Origin of the sequence: Agrobacterium albertimagni AOL15, from assembly GCF_000300855.1 — a bacterium.
In the GTDB taxonomy this organism is placed as follows: Bacteria; Pseudomonadota; Alphaproteobacteria; order Rhizobiales; family Rhizobiaceae; genus Allorhizobium; species Allorhizobium albertimagni.
Map to the genome: position 1 here is coordinate 167,923 of NZ_ALJF01000011.1, position 15,481 is coordinate 183,403.

16 protein-coding genes are annotated in these 15,481 nt (G+C 60.4%); 8 read left to right on the top strand and 8 right to left on the bottom strand.

Annotated features, from left to right (window positions below; all coding sequences use genetic code 11):
- Positions 1–170 precede the first annotated feature (170 nt).
- Positions 171–395, top strand: a complete 225-nt coding sequence (rpsU, locus tag QWE_RS14725; protein WP_006726944.1) for a 30S ribosomal protein S21 — start codon at positions 171–173, stop codon at positions 393–395.
- Between the two features lie 184 nt (positions 396–579).
- Positions 580–1,398, top strand: a complete 819-nt coding sequence (locus QWE_RS14730) for a tetratricopeptide repeat protein (protein WP_240532554.1) — start codon at positions 580–582, stop codon at positions 1,396–1,398.
- Between the two features lie 155 nt (positions 1,399–1,553).
- Here QWE_RS14730 and QWE_RS14735 read toward each other — a convergent pair whose 3' ends face one another.
- The 3 genes from QWE_RS14735 to QWE_RS14745 all read right to left on the bottom strand — a co-directional run bounded on the left by QWE_RS14735 (position 1,554) and on the right by QWE_RS14745 (position 5,151).
- Positions 1,554–1,778 carry an aa3-type cytochrome c oxidase subunit IV gene (locus tag QWE_RS14735; protein ID WP_006726946.1) on the bottom strand — a complete coding sequence of 75 codons (225 nt, stop codon included), beginning with the start codon at positions 1,776–1,778 and terminating at the stop codon, positions 1,554–1,556.
- A gap of 132 nt (positions 1,779–1,910) precedes the next feature.
- Positions 1,911–2,630 (bottom strand): N-acyl amino acid synthase FeeM domain-containing protein, encoded by a 720-nt coding sequence (locus QWE_RS14740; RefSeq protein ID WP_006726947.1) that lies wholly within the window; start codon positions 2,628–2,630, stop codon positions 1,911–1,913.
- Between the two features lie 211 nt (positions 2,631–2,841).
- Positions 2,842–5,151, bottom strand: a complete 2,310-nt coding sequence (locus QWE_RS14745) for a putative bifunctional diguanylate cyclase/phosphodiesterase (RefSeq protein WP_006726948.1) — start codon at positions 5,149–5,151, stop codon at positions 2,842–2,844.
- A gap of 378 nt (positions 5,152–5,529) precedes the next feature.
- On the opposite strand from QWE_RS14745, the gene QWE_RS14750 reads away from it, so the two are divergent.
- Positions 5,530–6,081, top strand: coding sequence for a TRAP transporter small permease subunit (locus tag QWE_RS14750; RefSeq protein ID WP_006726949.1), 552 nt, complete (start codon positions 5,530–5,532; stop codon positions 6,079–6,081).
- A 1-nt stretch (position 6,082) separates the two neighbouring features.
- Entirely contained in the window at positions 6,083–7,918 is a 1,836-nt protein-coding gene (locus tag QWE_RS14755; RefSeq protein WP_006726950.1) for a TRAP transporter large permease, read from the top strand.
- Positions 7,919–8,060: 142 nt separating this feature from the next.
- Here the strand turns inward: QWE_RS14755 and QWE_RS14760 are convergent, their stop codons facing one another.
- The 5 genes from QWE_RS14760 to QWE_RS14780 all read right to left on the bottom strand — a co-directional run bounded on the left by QWE_RS14760 (position 8,061) and on the right by QWE_RS14780 (position 12,622).
- Positions 8,061–9,167: a TRAP transporter substrate-binding protein gene (locus QWE_RS14760; RefSeq protein WP_006726951.1), complete on the bottom strand. Its 1,107-nt coding sequence runs from the start codon at positions 9,165–9,167 to the stop codon at positions 8,061–8,063.
- Positions 9,168–9,422: 255 nt separating this feature from the next.
- Positions 9,423–9,902, bottom strand: a complete 480-nt coding sequence (locus QWE_RS14765; protein WP_006726952.1) for a hypothetical protein — start codon at positions 9,900–9,902, stop codon at positions 9,423–9,425.
- A 75-nt stretch (positions 9,903–9,977) separates the two neighbouring features.
- Positions 9,978–10,940, bottom strand: a complete 963-nt coding sequence (locus tag QWE_RS14770; protein ID WP_006726953.1) for a 2-hydroxyacid dehydrogenase — start codon at positions 10,938–10,940, stop codon at positions 9,978–9,980.
- 58 nt (positions 10,941–10,998) lie between these two features.
- The gene (locus QWE_RS14775) at positions 10,999–12,015 is read right to left on the bottom strand and encodes a LacI family DNA-binding transcriptional regulator (protein ID WP_006726954.1); all 1,017 of its coding nucleotides are present in this window, start codon (positions 12,013–12,015) and stop codon (positions 10,999–11,001) included.
- A 76-nt stretch (positions 12,016–12,091) separates the two neighbouring features.
- Positions 12,092–12,622: a MarR family winged helix-turn-helix transcriptional regulator gene (locus QWE_RS14780; RefSeq protein WP_006726955.1), complete on the bottom strand. Its 531-nt coding sequence runs from the start codon at positions 12,620–12,622 to the stop codon at positions 12,092–12,094.
- A gap of 89 nt (positions 12,623–12,711) precedes the next feature.
- Between QWE_RS14780 and QWE_RS14785 the strand changes: the two genes are divergently transcribed.
- The 4 genes from QWE_RS14785 (at position 12,712) to QWE_RS14800 (ending at position 15,432) form a co-directional block, all read left to right on the top strand.
- The gene (locus tag QWE_RS14785) at positions 12,712–13,503 is read left to right on the top strand and encodes a creatininase family protein (RefSeq protein ID WP_006726956.1); all 792 of its coding nucleotides are present in this window, start codon (positions 12,712–12,714) and stop codon (positions 13,501–13,503) included.
- 58 nt (positions 13,504–13,561) lie between these two features.
- Positions 13,562–13,834 (top strand): type II toxin-antitoxin system Phd/YefM family antitoxin, encoded by a 273-nt coding sequence (locus QWE_RS14790; protein WP_006726957.1) that lies wholly within the window; start codon positions 13,562–13,564, stop codon positions 13,832–13,834.
- Positions 13,831–14,226 (top strand): type II toxin-antitoxin system VapC family toxin, encoded by a 396-nt coding sequence (locus tag QWE_RS14795; protein ID WP_006726958.1) that lies wholly within the window; start codon positions 13,831–13,833, stop codon positions 14,224–14,226. Before QWE_RS14790 ends, QWE_RS14795 begins: the two co-directional genes overlap by 4 nt.
- A 99-nt stretch (positions 14,227–14,325) precedes the next feature.
- Positions 14,326–15,432 carry a CobW family GTP-binding protein gene (locus QWE_RS14800; RefSeq protein WP_006726959.1) on the top strand — a complete coding sequence of 369 codons (1,107 nt, stop codon included), beginning with the start codon at positions 14,326–14,328 and terminating at the stop codon, positions 15,430–15,432.
- The last annotated feature ends 49 nt before the right edge of the window (positions 15,433–15,481 follow it).

Here is a 15,481-nt window from a genome sequence, read left to right on the forward strand (position 1 = left end):
AAAATTATTGGCGGGAAGCCTTGCGCCATATGGACTTCACCAGGGTCTTCTGCTATTTCGCAGCCTAATCGCCGGACTCAGTGGCCGCGCGAACCATTACGCTGTTTCCGAAGATGTGACCTCCATCGACGGAAGGACCAACACTTAAAAACCAAAGGAACGGGATAAACGTGCAGGTACTAGTCCGCGACAACAACGTTGACCAGGCGCTCCGCGCTCTCAAGAAGAAAATGCAGCGCGAAGGCATTTTCCGCGAAATGAAGATGCGCGATTTCTTCGAAAAGCCGTCTGAAAAGCGTGCGCGCGAAAAGGCTGAAGCCGTTCGCCGCGTTCGCAAGCTGGCGCGCAAGAAGATGCAGCGCGAAGGCCTGCTTCCGGCTGCACGCGGCCGTTGATCTGCCCCGATTTGGGCGTTTTCCTATGAAATGAGGGCGGGGGCGAGACGAATCGCCGCCGCTCTTTTGATATGCAACACGAACTTGCGCTGTCCGACGCCCATCGAGGGGTTCTGGCGGCTGCCGGATGATGCGCCTCATGACGAAAACCTCCGTGTCCTTCTCCGCCTCCCAGGTCGCGCGCATGCCGCGACTGGTGTCTGCTGCGGCTCTGCTCGCCACCCTGACCCTGGCAGGCTGCGCTACGACGACGGAAACCACGGATGTCATTCGTCTCGACCGGGCCCAGGGCTCCGAGGAGAACATCGCCTCCCTCACCGCCGTCATCCAGTCCAATCCGCGTGATCCGGAAGGCTACAACGTGCGCGGTTCCGCCTATGGTCGCGCCGGCCAGTTCCGCCAGGCGCTAGACGATTTCAACACCGCCCTGCAGCTGAACCCGCAGTTTTTCCAGGCCTATGCCAACCGCGCACTGGTCTACCGCAACATGGGCAAGCCGGTCGAAGCGGCCGCCGACTACAATGCGGCGCTGAAGATCAATCCGAACTACGACGTCGCCTATATTGGTCGCGGCAATATCTATCGCCAGGCCGGCCGCATCGACGAGGCCTTCGGCGACTTCAACCGCGCCATCCAGCTCGACACGACCGATGGCCGCGCGTTCCACAATCGTGGCCTGATCTATCAGCTGCGCGGCGACCATGCGAAGGCGATCGATGACTTCTCCAAGGCGATCTCGCTCTCGCCGCGCGCACCCGAGCCCTATAATGGCCGTGGCGTCTCCTATGTGGCGCTCAACGACGACGACAATGCATTCGCCGACTTCAACCTCGCGATCGAACTCAACAACAACATCGCCGAGAGCTGGGCAAACCAGGCGCTGATCTATGAGCGCCGCGGCGACAAGGCCCGTGCAGCCAAGTCCTACAGCCATGCGCTCCGCCTGGATCCCAAATACGAACCAGCCACGCAGGGCCTGGCGCGTACGCGCGGCGCGACCTGAGCCAGCGTAGAAGCTGCAAAATTCAAAACGGCGGGGTGACCCGCCGTTTTTTGTTTGTCCTTTACCATTGCCAGCGCTGTTCACCAGGTGGACGGCGGCATGAAAAAAGGCGGCCCGCTGCCGGACCGCCTTTTGCAACAGGGATAGGACTGCGATCAGCGCATCATGAAGACGCCGGCGACCGACAGGACGATCCAGATGAAGAACCCGCCGATCAGGCCCGCACCGCCGAAAAAGCCGGCAGCCATGGCGATCATCAGGGCAACCAGGATGGCCGTGCCATACTTGGTGCCGGCGATGAAGAGATCATAGGTCTTCTCGTGCTCCTTGTAGTCCATGGAAGCACCGGTTTCGACCGGACCAGAATGATGTTCGCTCATGTTCGATCTCCCAAATCTTAAGCCTAGCGGCACCATGGCGGAATCACATCGGACCGAGCCATGGGCAGAAATTTGTCTTTTTCCCGCATACACAAACGGCAGGCGGAGCGCAATCGGATCCGGTACTTGTGGTCAATAATCCCGACCCGCGACAGCGCCTGCGACCTTGCCGGCCGCCACCAGTCGCGCCGAAGGCAGGACCGTCAGCGGCGTGGCCGACAACGCGCCCTCCCCGCGCCCGAACATCATGCGGCGTTCGTGCACGCCGGAATCGAAGAAGGGATAGCGCTTGAGCAGTTTCGTACCCGTCGTGTGGGTGTTGGTCGCCATGAGTGTGAGCTCAAGACCGTAGATCTCGGTCATCCGCCGCTCGACGACAGTTTCTGCATAGAAGACGCGCTTGTAAAAGGCAGCATGATGCGGCCGAACATGTTGCAGCACGCGGTCCGCCTTGAAATAGGCGGCCGCGACGATGCTCGTCCGAAGGGTGATGTAAGGCAGAATCGGCAATTCGCTCGCCACATCTGGATCAACAGCGAAACGCGCGGGGTCGATCAAGGTCAATCCCGCACTCAGATAGGTTTCCATGACATCGGGAAAGACGCCTGCCGACTGTGACAGGGTGTGTTTCGGGGTGACGTGGTGAAGCCTTATCGTACTGACAAGCTCTTCGAAATAGTAGATCCCGAACACATAGGCGTGGCTGTCGAAATCAGCGTCATCAATCATGCTTGGCGCCGCGACCGGCAGCACGTTCGCTGCCTTGTATGCCTTGTAACGCAGCTGCTCGATATCCTCGAAATCTTCTTGAGTCTCTATCCGGCGATACTCGATGAAATCGAGGTAACGCATCAATCGCTCCGAAAAGCCTTCTAATTCCATACTGATACCCCGCCGGCTACAACCGATGGCATGGGGTATCATCTATCGTTCTACCTCGCCCCCCCGAAAATTAATAAGATATTAAAATGCCATAGGTTAAGGTTAACAGTCGCATTCGCAATCATCTCCGCCGCACGGGCTAGATCTGACTGGAACCGAAACAAGCAGCAGGAGGGATGGGTCAAGCCACGCCGGCGTGGGCGGCAATACCGTTGACTTCGGCCTCTTCCGCAAGGGCGGTGATGGTGTGGGCGGCAATCGGCATCGAGAAGACGTAGCCCTGAATGAGATCGGCACAGTTGTGCTTCTTGATCAGCGACAGCTGCTCCCTTGTCTCCACACCTTCGACCACTATGCCGATATCGAGGCCGCGCGTCAGGCTGACAATGCCTCGCAGAAGCTTCAATCGGCGGCCATCCTGCCCGATATTGCGAACGAAGGAGCGATCGATCTTCACCACATCGACAGGCAGGGTATCGAGGTAGCTGAGGCTCGAGAAGCCGGTGCCGAAGTCGTCGATGGAAATCGTAATTCCAAGCGCACGCAACCTGTCGAGAACCGCGCGGGCGGCAGATAGCTCTTCAATTAGGCTGCTTTCAGTGACCTCGAGATGCAACCGCTTGGCCGAAAGTCCGGTTTCGGCGAGAATCGATTCCACGCTGGCGACAAGGTCGCCCTGCCTGAGATCATGGACGGAGAGATTGACCGAGACGCCAATCGTATCAGGCCAGGTGCAGCAATCGAAACAGGCGCGACGCAACACCTGCTGTGTGATCTCTGTGACAATGCCCATCTCTTCTGCGATCTGGATGAAGATGTTCGGCGCGATCGGCCCCTTCTCCGGATAATGCCATCTGGCAAGCGCCTCGCAACAGACGAGACCCCGCCCATCCGGCGTGAACATCGGCTGGTACACGACAGTGATGGCATGCTGGTCAACGGCCGCCCGGAGATCTGCCTTCAGGCGCTGCCGCTCCAGATAACGCGCATCCATTTCCTGGACGAACAGCGTGAAGCTGCCCCGGCTACGCGCTTTCGATTCGAACAATGCGATATCCAGTTTGACCAGCCAGTCGTCCATGTCGAAGGAAGCACTCTCGACGAGCACGGCTCCGGCAGAAAAAACCACGGGGACACGCATCCCCTCGACATCATAATCGGCGCTGGCGGCTGCATGCAGGCTGCGCATCATATCTTCGAGGTCATCCTGATCCTCGACGTTTGGGAAGAAGCAGATGAAGTGATCGCCCACTTGCCGGCCGACAATCGCCTTGCCTGCGGCAAACGCCGTCAGGCGGGACGCGATGGAGACCAGCAGCTTGTCGCCGGTCAGATGTCCCTTCAGATCGTTCACATGCTTGAAATCAGCGACATCGAGGATCATCAGTCCGACAATCGTGCCGAATTCACCAGAGCGTTCCAGACGCTCGCGGACCAGATCGATGAAGTACCCCCGCTGCGGCAGCCCCGTCAAACTGTCGTAACGGGCCATGTGAAGGATCTTGCGATCGGCATGCACCCGCGCTGTCACATCCTCGAAGATCAACACGACCCCGCCCTCGTCGCGCCGCTTGGCGGAGAATTCCAGCACCAGATCCTCTGAGAAATGCATGAGCGCGCGGCTTGAGAGACCTTGCACGAGATGGGCGAGTTGCTTCTGCAGAAGGCTCGACATGGCCCCGTCCACAAACGTATGGCGGACGCCGTAGCGCAACACGACATCGAGATCGCAGCCGACGAGGCGGCGACGGTCCCCCAGGCTGAGCAATTCACAGGCCTTCCGATTGACCACCTCGATCCGATTGTTCGGATCGAGCATCAACAGACCATGTGTCATGTTGCTGAGAGCCGTGTCGAAGCGGTCGGCAATTTTTGCCATTTCACGAGAGGCCAGAACATTTTCATAGAGGAAGTCGCGCACACCATTGGCCATCGAGCGCACGGTGAGGCCAAAGGGCACGAGCATCAGCGACAACAGCGCCTTGAAGAGATCCTGTGCAAGAAGGCTGCCAATGATCATGGGCACACAGCACGCCAAAGTCTGCAGATCGACAGCAAGCCTTGAACCATAATTGCGGCCGACGACGGACACCATCGAGGCCATGGTCACGGCTATGCAGGCAAGTTCCGCGAATGTGTCTTCAAAGGCGAGCATCGCGTAACCGCTGCCGACGCCCAGGATTGCAGCAGTTGACGCACCACCGATGACATAGCGGCGCTCCCAGGCCGCGATCTGCTGGCGAGTGAGCTTCGACTTGTCTTCGCGATCGAAGACAAAGAAGGAGTTCAGCCGGAAAGAGAAAACGGCAACGAAGCAGGCGCAGAGGAAGAGGTAGAAGGATGCTCCCGTCTGCACATAGACCGTGACGAATGTCAGGATGTGGACAACCATGCCGGTAAACAGCGTGAAGCGGTTGTCGAACAGAGAGCTCACGAACGACAGATACACATCCGTGGGCACATTCTTCTCATGCCCCCTCTCGGTATTCATGATCTGCCCTCCCGGCAAGGTTGGACGCGAAACCTCAGTTTTCAAGTGATGTCTCTTCCAGTCCTTGTGCCTGCTTTGCGGCGAAAAGCATGTCCTAAAACGTCACAGTCACACGCAAAAACGAAGCAAAAGCTAAAATGCACTGCTTCGAGGCGTGACGCAAACCACTAAGCGAGAACCTCTTAAAGGCGACATATCGAAATCGTTAAAATGCAAGCGAGCACAAGCGGGGCGCGCAGGCGAAAAGCCAGCGCCAGCCCCGGCTGCACCCCTCTGACAATTCAACTTTCGTTGCCCCCGCGGGCGGATCCACGCAGTCCAGTTGCGCGTGGTTTGCCATTGCTCTAAGCACGAAAAGACAAGGGGAGAACAAACACAATGACAATCCTGTTGGCTGTTTCTCGGCTGATCGATGCGATCAACGGGGCCATCGGGCGCTGGGTTTCCTGGCTGCTCCTGGCCGCCGTCCTGATCAGCGCCGGCAATGCCGTCATTCGCAAGATCTTCGATATCTCGTCAAACGCCTGGCTTGAGCTGCAATGGTACCTTTACGGAACCGTCTTCATGCTCGCCGCCGCCTATGCCCTGCTCCGCAACGAGCATATCCGCATCGATATCCTGTCAGGGAGCTGGAAGAAGCGCACGCGCGACTGGCTCGACCTGATACTGCACATCATCTTCCTGGTACCCTTCTCCTTCCTGATGGCCTATCTGGCCTGGCCCTGGTTCTGGCTGTCCTTCCGCTCCGGCGAAGTCTCGTCGAGCGCCGGTGGCCTGATCATCTGGCCGGCAAAGGCCGTCGTCCTGATCGGCTTCATCCTGCTGACTGCGCAGGCCTTCTCCGAAATCATCAAGCGGGCCGCCGTCTTGATGGGACGGATCGAGGACCCGCATACGGTCGCGCCGCAGCCCGAAGGCAAGGAGGCCTGAGATGATCGACCTTATCGCCCACAATCTCGCGCCGATCATGTTCACGACCGTCATGGCCATGCTGCTGCTCGGCTATCCGGTCGCCTTCACGCTCGCTGCGGGCGGCTTGATCTATTTCGTCGTCGGGGTCGAACTCTCACACATCTCGTCCGAGATCCGCCTGTTCTGGCCGCTGCTGCAGTCCCACCCTGAACGCATCTACGGGATCATGTATAACGACACGCTGCTGTCGATTCCGTTCTTCACCCTGATGGGGATCATCCTTGAACGATCGCGGATGGCCGAAGACCTTCTCGACACGATCGGCCAGCTCTTCGGGCCGATCCGCGGTGGTCTCGCCTACGCGGTCATCCTGGTGGGCGCCCTGCTCGGCGCCACCACGGGCGTGGTGGCAGCGTCGGTCATGGCCATGGGCCTGATCTCGTTGCCCATCATGCTGCGCTACAAGTATAATGGCCCGCTTGCCTCCGGCACGATTGCAGCCTCCGGCACACTCGCCCAGATCGTCCCGCCTTCGCTGGTTCTGATCGTCATGGCCGACCAGCTTGGCCGCTCCGTCGGCGACATGTATGTCGGCGCGCTCTATCCGGCACTGATGGTCATTGCCGCCTATTGCGCCTACATCTTTGCGGTCACGCTCGTCAAACCGGAATGGGCCCCTGCCCTGCCCAAGGAGGCGCGTACGCTGGGCGATGGCGTGACCTCCCTCCTGGTCATGACTGCGATCGGCACCGGTCTCTACTTCCTAGGATACCACCTGCTGTTCACCGGCATCGCCAGTTCCGAATGGCAGCTGGTCGCGGCCCTCGCTTTCGCCGTCGTCTCCGTCTATGGCTTTGCCCTGATCAATCGCGGCATGAACCTCAATGTCATCTCGCGCCTGGCACAGGAAGTCATCGTCGTCATCGTGCCGCCGCTGGCGCTGATCTTCCTCGTTCTCGGCACGATCTTCCTCGGCATCGCGACCCCGACCGAAGGCGGCGCCATGGGCGCCACGGGCGCGCTCATCATCGCCGCCGCCAAGGGGCGTCTGAACCTGACCATTCTGAAGAATGCATTGGACGCCACGACGCGCCTGTCCGCCTTCGTCATGATGATCCTGATCGGCGCCCGCGTCTTCGGCCTGACCTTCTACGGCATCAACGGTCAGGTCTGGGTCGAAGACCTTCTGCTGGCACTTCCGGGTGGCGAATACGGCTTCCTGATCGTGGTGACAATCATCGTCTTCATTCTCGGCTGCTTCCTCGACTTCTTCGAGATCGCCTTCATCATGGTGCCGCTCCTCGTACCCGTTGCCCAGAGCCTCGGGATCGATCTGGTCTGGTTCGGCATCATTCTCGGCCTCAACCTGCAGACCTCCTTCCTGACGCCACCCTTCGGCTTCTCGCTCTTCTATCTCAGATCCGTCGCACCCGAGGGGCAATGGAAGGATAAGGTGACGGGACAGATGCGCGACGGCATCAAGACGCTGGAGATCTACAAGGGGGTGTTGCCCTTCATCGTCATCCAGTTCCTGGCAATCGTCACCGTCATCGCCTTCCCGGGTCTGGTGATGCATTACAAGGGCAACGCGGTGATGCAGGATCCAAGCACGATCCAGATCACCATCCCGCAGCCTTCGGGCGATGGCGGAACGACCATGCCGTCCTTCGGCCTTCCACCCCTCGGCAGCGACGGTCAGCCTCCTGTGGGTGGAAGCGTACAGCCGCCCTCCTTCGGCCTCCCGCCGCTCGACCTCGGCCAGCCGCCCGCCATGCAGCCCCCGGCAGGCGCAGCGCCGGCCGCTCCGGCTCCGGCTCCGGCGATGGATCTGAGCCAGCCGCCGGTCATCCAATAGGAGCCGCCCGCCACTCGATCCACATTCGATCACCGAACAGGACCCCGGCCACCGCCGGGGTCTTTCTCGTTTTGCAGCAGACACGAAAAAGCCCCGGTCGCGAGACCGGGGCTGCATTCTAACAAGCGATAGCGTCGGATGATCAGAGCTTGTTGGCGCGCTGCTGCATCATCATGAAGGTATCGAAGGTGTAGTCGGGCAGCTGCATCCAGAGATAGGCGTCCTTCTTGAAGGCCAACTGGCTGTCATAGATCTTCTTGAAGGCGGCGTTGGAAGCGTTGATCTCTTCATAGGTGGCGAGAGACGCCTCGTAGCAGGCTGTAAGGATCTCCTGGCTGAACGGACGCAGCACGGCACCCGAACCGACGAGCTCCTTGACCGAGATCGGGTTCTTCACGTCGTACTTTGCCAGCATGTTGGAGTTGGCGAAAGCGCAAGCGTCGTGAAGGATGGCCTGGTAGTGTGCCGGCAAGCTGTTCCACTTGTCCAGGTTGACCATGGTGTGCAGCGCAGCGCCGCCTTCCCACCAGCCCGGATAGTAGTAGTACTGCGCGACCTTGAAGAAGCCGAGCTTCTGGTCGTCATAGGGGCCGACCCACTCTGTGGCGTCGATGGTGCCCTTTTCCAGCGCCGGATAGATGTCGCCGCCGGCGATCTGCTGCGGCACTACACCGAGCTTCTCGATGACCTTGCCGGCGAAACCGCCGATACGCATCTTCAGGCCCTTTAGGTCGTCGAGCGTGTTGATCTCCTTGCGGAACCAGCCGCCCATCTGGGCCCCGGTATTGCCGGTCGGCAGACCGTAGAGACCCTGCGTCGCGAAGAATTCGTTGAGGAGGTCGTTGCCGCCGCCCTGGTAGAACCAGGCATTCTGCAGGCGCGCGTTGAGACCGAACGGAACGGCCGTCGCCAGTGCATAGGTCGGGTCCTTGCCCCAGTAATAGTAGTTGGCGGTATGCGACATTTCGACGGTGCCGGCGGCAACAGCGTCATTCGCCTGCAGACCGGGCACGATTTCGCCGGCCGTGAAGACCTGGATTTCGAAATTGCCGTTGGTAGAAGCCTTCACTCGCTCGGCCACGTCGTTGGCTGCGCCGAAAATGGTGTCGAGTGCCTTCGGGAACGAAGACGTCAGGCGCCAGGTGATTTTCGGATTTTCCTGCGCGATGGCGGGTGCTGCCAGCACGGTGGACGCCGCAGCACCCGCACCGGCGACGCCAGCCTTCTTGATAAATGAACGACGATCCATGAACTACCTCCCAGTTGTTGCCCCACCGGCGGGCATCGTCGGCCCCTCCCGGCAGCGATGCGCGAGCTAACCATTTTGTCTAAAGCGATTCAAGCGCTTGGACTCTATTCTTTTGGATGAGAGCTTTCACTTGAGCGTGCCTGTAGAGGGCAGCCGCTATGTTAGCGCGAACATGTAATAGCGAGAAAGAGACAACACAACCGGAGCGGTTTTACTGCGCAAAACCACAACGCCCATGAGGCATTCCACGGACGCTCAGGGCAGCATCAAGAGCGCCAGATCCGCACCCGGATTATCCGTCACCTCATAGGAAAAGTGCCGTCCTCGAACCAGTGTCAGCAAGGTAGCTCCACCGGGGTCGCTGATCGTTACGCTGCCATCCGCGTGTTGCGTCCAGGTTGTCGCCCGCGCCAGACCGGGCCAGACCTCTTCGCAATCGGGTGGAGCGAAGAAGTCGCGACTGCGACTGGTGAGCGCGGCACCGCGCTCCACGAGACAGACGGTTTTCCGCGTGAAGTTGGACACGGAAAACAGGGCCGGCGGCGAGACCGAAGCCGCATGCAGCCTGGCAGCAAGGGCTGACGGCGCATGGCTGGCCGGTGGAATTGTGCCGAGCACGATCGGATCGGCGGCCATCCGTTCAGCGCGCTGCGGCAGAGCCCAGATACTGAGCCCGACCGCTGAGATACCTGCACACAGGAGGACTGTCGCCACGATGGCGAGAGAGGACTTCATCGGAGCATCCTTCCGCTCGAGACGCCATATCGGAACAGGATGCACCGGCAAGCTTGCGGAAGGCTGACCGCCGAATCAGCTCTTGGGATGCGGCGTTTCCGGAACTGGCGTGAGCGGCCGTCCCGTGTCGAACCAGCTGACGATATTGTCGACGACGAGGTCGGCCATGGCGTCACGCGTCGGGACAGATGCCGACGCGACATGCGGCAGCAACGAGACATTCGGCAGATCGATCAGGGCCTGGGGCACGCGAGGTTCGTCGGCAAAGACATCGAGGCCGGCAGCAGCGATCGTGCCGGCCTGAAGGGCGGCGATCAGCGCAGGCTCGTCGACTGTCGAACCGCGACCGACATTGATGAGCACGCCGTTTGGTCCGAGCGCGGCGAGAACTTCGGCATTGATTGCACCATTGGTCTCCGGCGTCGACGGGACGATGGAGATCAGCACATCGACCGCTTCCGCAAGGCCCACAAGGGTGTCGTGATAGGCAAAATCGACATCCGTGCGGGGGCGCCGCGTGTGGTAGGCAAGTTCGACCTTGAACGGCAGGAGACGGTTGGCAATCTCCATGCCGATCCGGCCGAGACCATGAAGGCCGATCTTGCGACCCTTGAGCGAGAGCGGCGAGAGCGGAAAGGCTCCCTCATCTTCCCACCGACCGTCACGCAGATAGCGCTCGGCGAAATAGAACTGGCGCATGGTGTTGAGAAGAAGCGCAATCGCCGTATCGGCCACCTCATCATTCAGCACATCGGGCGTATTCGTAACGATGACCCCGGCAGCAGCGGCAGCCTTTACATCGACGCCGTCGTAGCCGGCCCCGAAGCTGCCGATCACCTCGAGTTTCGGCAAACGCTCGATCAGTGAAGCCGGAAATCGGCCGGAGACCGCAGCGCCGCGCACCCGCTCCAACCTGTCCGCGTCCACATCAGCGGCAGTGGCATCCGCGATTTCCAGAAGGTCGAACCGATCCGAAAGACGGTCACGGACGCGCGGATGAATGCGGCCTGGAATAAGCACGAGGGGGCGATCGGACATGGCTGTCTCCTTGCAGGGCGAGGATCATGGGCGAGCGGCCTGAAAGCCGGCCCGGGCGTTACCGACGGATCGGGCCGGTTGATTGGCGAATGCGCATCTCGGGCTTGATCAGGTGGATCCCATCAGGCTCATGACTGCCGGCAAGCTTGTCGAGCAGTGCACGCGCGGCAAGCCGCCCGACCTCGGCCTGACCGTTCCAGACGGTGGTCAGGGATGGCGTAGCGATCGAGGCTTCCTCGAGGTCGTCATAGCCGGTGACCGAGATGTCCTGACCGGGGATGAGACCGGCACGGGCAATGCCGTTCATCAACCCGATGGCGACGAGATCGTTCCAGCAGACGGCAGCCGTCGGCTTCTGCGGCAGCGACAGGAAGTTCACCGCCGCTTCGAAACCGCCTTGCTTAGTGCGGGGCCCCGGAATGCGCAGGCCCGGATCGACTTCGATACCTGCCTTGCGCAGCGCGTTCACGTAGCCCTGGTAACGGTCGCGCCCCGTGGATGTCTGGTCCGTGCCGCCGATCATGGCGATCGAGCGATGGCCAAGCCCGATCAGATGATTGGTCGCGAGCGAAATGCCGTAGCTGTCGTCGCCACGATAGATCGGCACATCGAGCCCATCCATCGAGCGGGCGATGAAGATCGCCGGCATGCCGTTGTTTTCGGCCAGCAGCACGTCTTCCGGCGGCGTACCGATGGCCGGCGACATGATCACTCCGTCACCGCCCAATTGCAGCAGCGTTTCGATGAACATGCGCTGCTTGTCGACGCTGTCGTAATGATTCGAGAGAATGAAGGTGTGTCGACTGCGGTCGAGTTCGGTCTCGATGGCTTTCAGGATTTCCCCGTAGAACGGGTTCATGATGTCATGCACGACGACACCGATGATCCCGGAGCGAGAGGTGCGAAGGCTCGCGGCCCGTCGGTTGTAGATATAACCGAGGGCGCGCGCCTGTTCCTTGATCTTCTCGCGGGTATCGACCGCAACGAGCGGGCTGTCACGCAGGGCAAGAGAAATGGTTGCCGTGGAAAGACCAAGCGTTTCCGCAATGGTCGAAAGCTTTACCTTTTGTGCCACGTTTCCTCCCTCGCAGCAGGCCGGTGGGCGTTCGACCGCCCTTAAAAGATTTAATTAAACAATTTAAGTGGCGATTTCAATCACTGTCATCGTCTGCAGGATCGGCAGACCGGATGCCGCCCTGCCCCGACAGATTGCCTTCGATGACCGCCAGCAGCTTGACCAGGATCTTCAGTTCCTTGCCCGTCAGACCCTGGATGGCATAGGCCTCGCAGGCTTCCGTAACCGCTGCGATCCTGACGACGCTGCCGCGCCCCTCGTCGGTCAGATAGACTTTGGTCAGGCGCCCGTCCCGATCATCGGTACGGCGCATGACAAAACCCTGCGCCTCCATCCGACCGATCGTGCGGGTCATGGTCGGCGCCTTCACGCCGAGCTGGTGGGCCAGCGCACCCGGCGTCTGGCCATCTTCCTGCGCGAGAAGTTGCACCACGCCATCCTGCCCCGGATAGAGCCCGCTTTCGGCAAGCCCATGGGAAAGCCGGGTTCGCAAGGCACGTGCGACCTGGGTCAGGGTGCCGCTCAGCACGCCCGAAGCCGGCGGCTCCTTCTTCTTGCCTTTCTTCTTTTCACCGCGGTCCTTGTCGGCCTTGTCCTTTTTCGCCATGACTCTCCCCGGTCGACAAACGCTGCGGCCCTCACTGCAATGCGCCGCGACGGCTGCCATGCATAACGAAGATGATGAGGTTAGACCAGATGGCGAAGCCAGCCCTGTCGTTTGCGGACAACGATCCCCGGCTCAAAGCCGATGACCGGCGCGACTGGATTGCCGTCCTGCCGCTGGGCGCGCATGAGCAGCACGGCCCGCACCTGCCCTTCGAGACCGACACGATCATTGCTGATGGCATCATGCGCCGCGTCGCCGAGGCCCTGCCGTCCTATCTGCCCGTCACCATTCTGCCGGCAGAGCCCGTAGGCTACTCGATCGAACATATGGATGTAAAAGGCAGCCGGACGCTCACCTATGACGCGGCGATCAACCGCTGGCTCGACATCGCCGAAGACCTGAACCGCCAGGGCATTCGCAAACTGGTGCTGATGAACGCCCATGGCGGCAATTCCCCGCTGCTCACGATTGTCGCAACCGAAGCGCGAGTGCGCTTCAACATGCTGGTGGTCGCCACCAGCTGGACACGCTTCGGCCAGCCAGAGGGCTGGATCACGCCTGAAGCGAAGGCAATCGACATCCACGGCGGCGACATCGAGACATCCGTCATGCTGGCGCTCGCACCGGATCGGGTGGACATGACGAAAGCAGAGAGCTTCCCATCCCGCCAATCCGACTTCGCCGCCCGCTTCCGCCATCTGCGCGCCTATGGTCCCCACGCCTTCGGTTGGAAGATGTCGGATCTCAACTCACAGGGCGTGGCCGGCAATGCGGCGGCGGCGACGGCAGAGAGGGGTGAACGACTGCTGGACCATGCGGTCGCGGGCGTTTTGGAGTTGCTGGAGGACGTGCATGCGTTCGATATTGCAACATTGACGTGAGCTTGCAGGGCCAACTGGCAAGGCGCATATTGGTCGAGAGAGAACGTGAGGAAGAAGCATGCGTGTTTCCATGGAGCAGGCAGCCGCGCGGGTCGAAGAACTTGTGGAGCGAGCTGAACGCGGAGAGCCCGTCATCATCACCCGCGATGGGCAGGATGCTGTCGTGTTGCAACCGATCGAACCGACCGGCCGACGTCCTGCGCTAGCTATCGAGGAACGACGGGCCATTCTCGAAGAGATCATGGCCAAGGCCCCACGCCCCGTTCCAGGCGAACCGCTCGCTGACAGAAGTCACGACTTTCTGTACGATGAAAACGGTCTTCCAGCGTGATCGCACTCGACACGTCTGCGCTGATTGCAATCGTCAAGAATGAAGCGACTGCCAAGGCCTGTGCAGCAGTTCTGGAAATCCCCAACAGGCGTCTATTATTATCAGCTGGCACGCTACTCGAACTGAAAATCGTGGCGCTTCAGAAGAAGTGTACGGAGGAATTGTCGCGACTGGTTACATCGCTCAACTTCGAGATCATCGACCTCACGGCCTCCCGAGCGGAAGTCGCTGCCGCAGCCTATCAACGCTTCGGCAAAGGGATCCACCCGGCCTCGCTCAACTTCGGCGATTGCTTCTCCTATGCCACCGCCAAGGAGTTCGACTGCCCTCTTCTCTATGTCGGAGACGACTTCGCCCGCACAGATGTCCGCTCGGCGCTGGCCGCCGCCTGAGCCGTACGAAAGCCTTTGAACTGGCAAGACGGAACGCCTATATGGGGGTAACACCATTACAGCCGCACCGCCCGGCGCCCCCTGACATCAGAGGCTTTCATGACCGAAGCATCCGTAAAACCGACACCCGTCACCGTGCTCACCGGCTATCTCGGCGCCGGCAAAACGACGCTGCTCAATCGCATCCTCTCCGAAAACCATGGCAAGAAATACGCCGTCATCGTCAACGAATTCGGCGAGATCGGCATCGACAACGACCTGATCGTCGAGTCTGATGAAGAAATCTACGAAATGAACAACGGCTGCGTATGCTGCACCGTGCGCGGCGACCTGATACGCGTCGTGGAAGGCCTGATGCGCCGTCCCGGCCGCTTCGACGGCATCATCGTCGAGACAACAGGCCTCGCCGATCCGGTCCCGGTCGCCCAGACCTTCTTCATGGATGACGACGTCCGCTCCAAGACGGAACTCGACGCCGTGGTTGCACTGGTCGATGCAAAGCATTTGCCGCTGCGCCTCAAGGACAGCCGCGAAGCCGAAGACCAGATCGCCTTTGCCGACGTCGTCGTCATCAACAAGGCCGATCTCGTCAGCCATGACGAGTTGCACCAGATCGAGCATATCGTCCGCGCGATCAATCCGTCGGCCCGCATCTACTCGACCACCCGCTCCGGCGTTGATCTGGCCAAGGTTCTCGACCAGGGAGCCTTCAATCTTGAGCGCGCGCTGGAAAATGATCCCCATTTCCTCGATCATGACGACCCGGACCATGTCTGCGGCCCGGATTGCGATCACGATCATCACCATCATGGTCATGACCATGATCACGGGCATGATCACCATCATCACGACCATGGCCATGGCCACCACCATCATGACCACGCCCCGTCTGCCATCCACGACGTCACCGTGACCTCGGTGTCGCTGCGCGGCGGCGAGATGAACCCGGACCGATTCTTCCCCTGGATCCAGAAGGTGACGCAGACTCAAGGGCCAAACATTCTGCGCCTGAAGGGCATCATCGCCTTCAAGGGCGACGAGGAGCGTTATGTCGTTCAGGGCGTGCACATGATCGTCGAAGGCGATCACCAGCGTCCGTGGAAGGATGGCGAGAAGCGCGAGAGCCGCCTTGTCTTTATCGGTCGCGAACTCGACCGCGAAAAGCTCGAAGCGAGTTTCAAGGCCTGCGAAGCCACCACCGCCTGAACGGGGCTTTTGCGCCCCGCCGCCTGACCGAACCGTTCTGCCTGAAAGA

What these genes read in the sequence shown, in the direction of transcription:
- QWE_RS14730 (WP_240532554.1), top strand. Translation starts at nt 580, where the DNA reads ATGCCGCGACTGGTGTCTGCTGCGGCTCTGCTCGCCACCCTGACCCTG.
- QWE_RS14735 (WP_006726946.1), bottom strand. Translation starts at nt 1,778, where the DNA reads ATGAGCGAACATCATTCTGGTCCGGTCGAAACCGGTGCTTCCATGGAC.
- QWE_RS14740 (WP_006726947.1), bottom strand. Translation starts at nt 2,630, where the DNA reads ATGCGTTACCTCGATTTCATCGAGTATCGCCGGATAGAGACTCAAGAA.
- QWE_RS14745 (WP_006726948.1), bottom strand. Translation starts at nt 5,151, where the DNA reads ATGAATACCGAGAGGGGGCATGAGAAGAATGTGCCCACGGATGTGTAT.
- QWE_RS14750 (WP_006726949.1), top strand. Translation starts at nt 5,530, where the DNA reads ATGACAATCCTGTTGGCTGTTTCTCGGCTGATCGATGCGATCAACGGG.
- QWE_RS14755 (WP_006726950.1), top strand. Translation starts at nt 6,083, where the DNA reads ATGATCGACCTTATCGCCCACAATCTCGCGCCGATCATGTTCACGACC.
- QWE_RS14760 (WP_006726951.1), bottom strand. Translation starts at nt 9,167, where the DNA reads ATGGATCGTCGTTCATTTATCAAGAAGGCTGGCGTCGCCGGTGCGGGT.
- QWE_RS14765 (WP_006726952.1), bottom strand. Translation starts at nt 9,902, where the DNA reads ATGAAGTCCTCTCTCGCCATCGTGGCGACAGTCCTCCTGTGTGCAGGT.
- QWE_RS14770 (WP_006726953.1), bottom strand. Translation starts at nt 10,940, where the DNA reads ATGTCCGATCGCCCCCTCGTGCTTATTCCAGGCCGCATTCATCCGCGC.
- QWE_RS14780 (WP_006726955.1), bottom strand. Translation starts at nt 12,622, where the DNA reads ATGGCGAAAAAGGACAAGGCCGACAAGGACCGCGGTGAAAAGAAGAAA.
- QWE_RS14785 (WP_006726956.1), top strand. Translation starts at nt 12,712, where the DNA reads ATGGCGAAGCCAGCCCTGTCGTTTGCGGACAACGATCCCCGGCTCAAA.
- QWE_RS14790 (WP_006726957.1), top strand. Translation starts at nt 13,562, where the DNA reads ATGCGTGTTTCCATGGAGCAGGCAGCCGCGCGGGTCGAAGAACTTGTG.
- QWE_RS14800 (WP_006726959.1), top strand. Translation starts at nt 14,326, where the DNA reads ATGACCGAAGCATCCGTAAAACCGACACCCGTCACCGTGCTCACCGGC.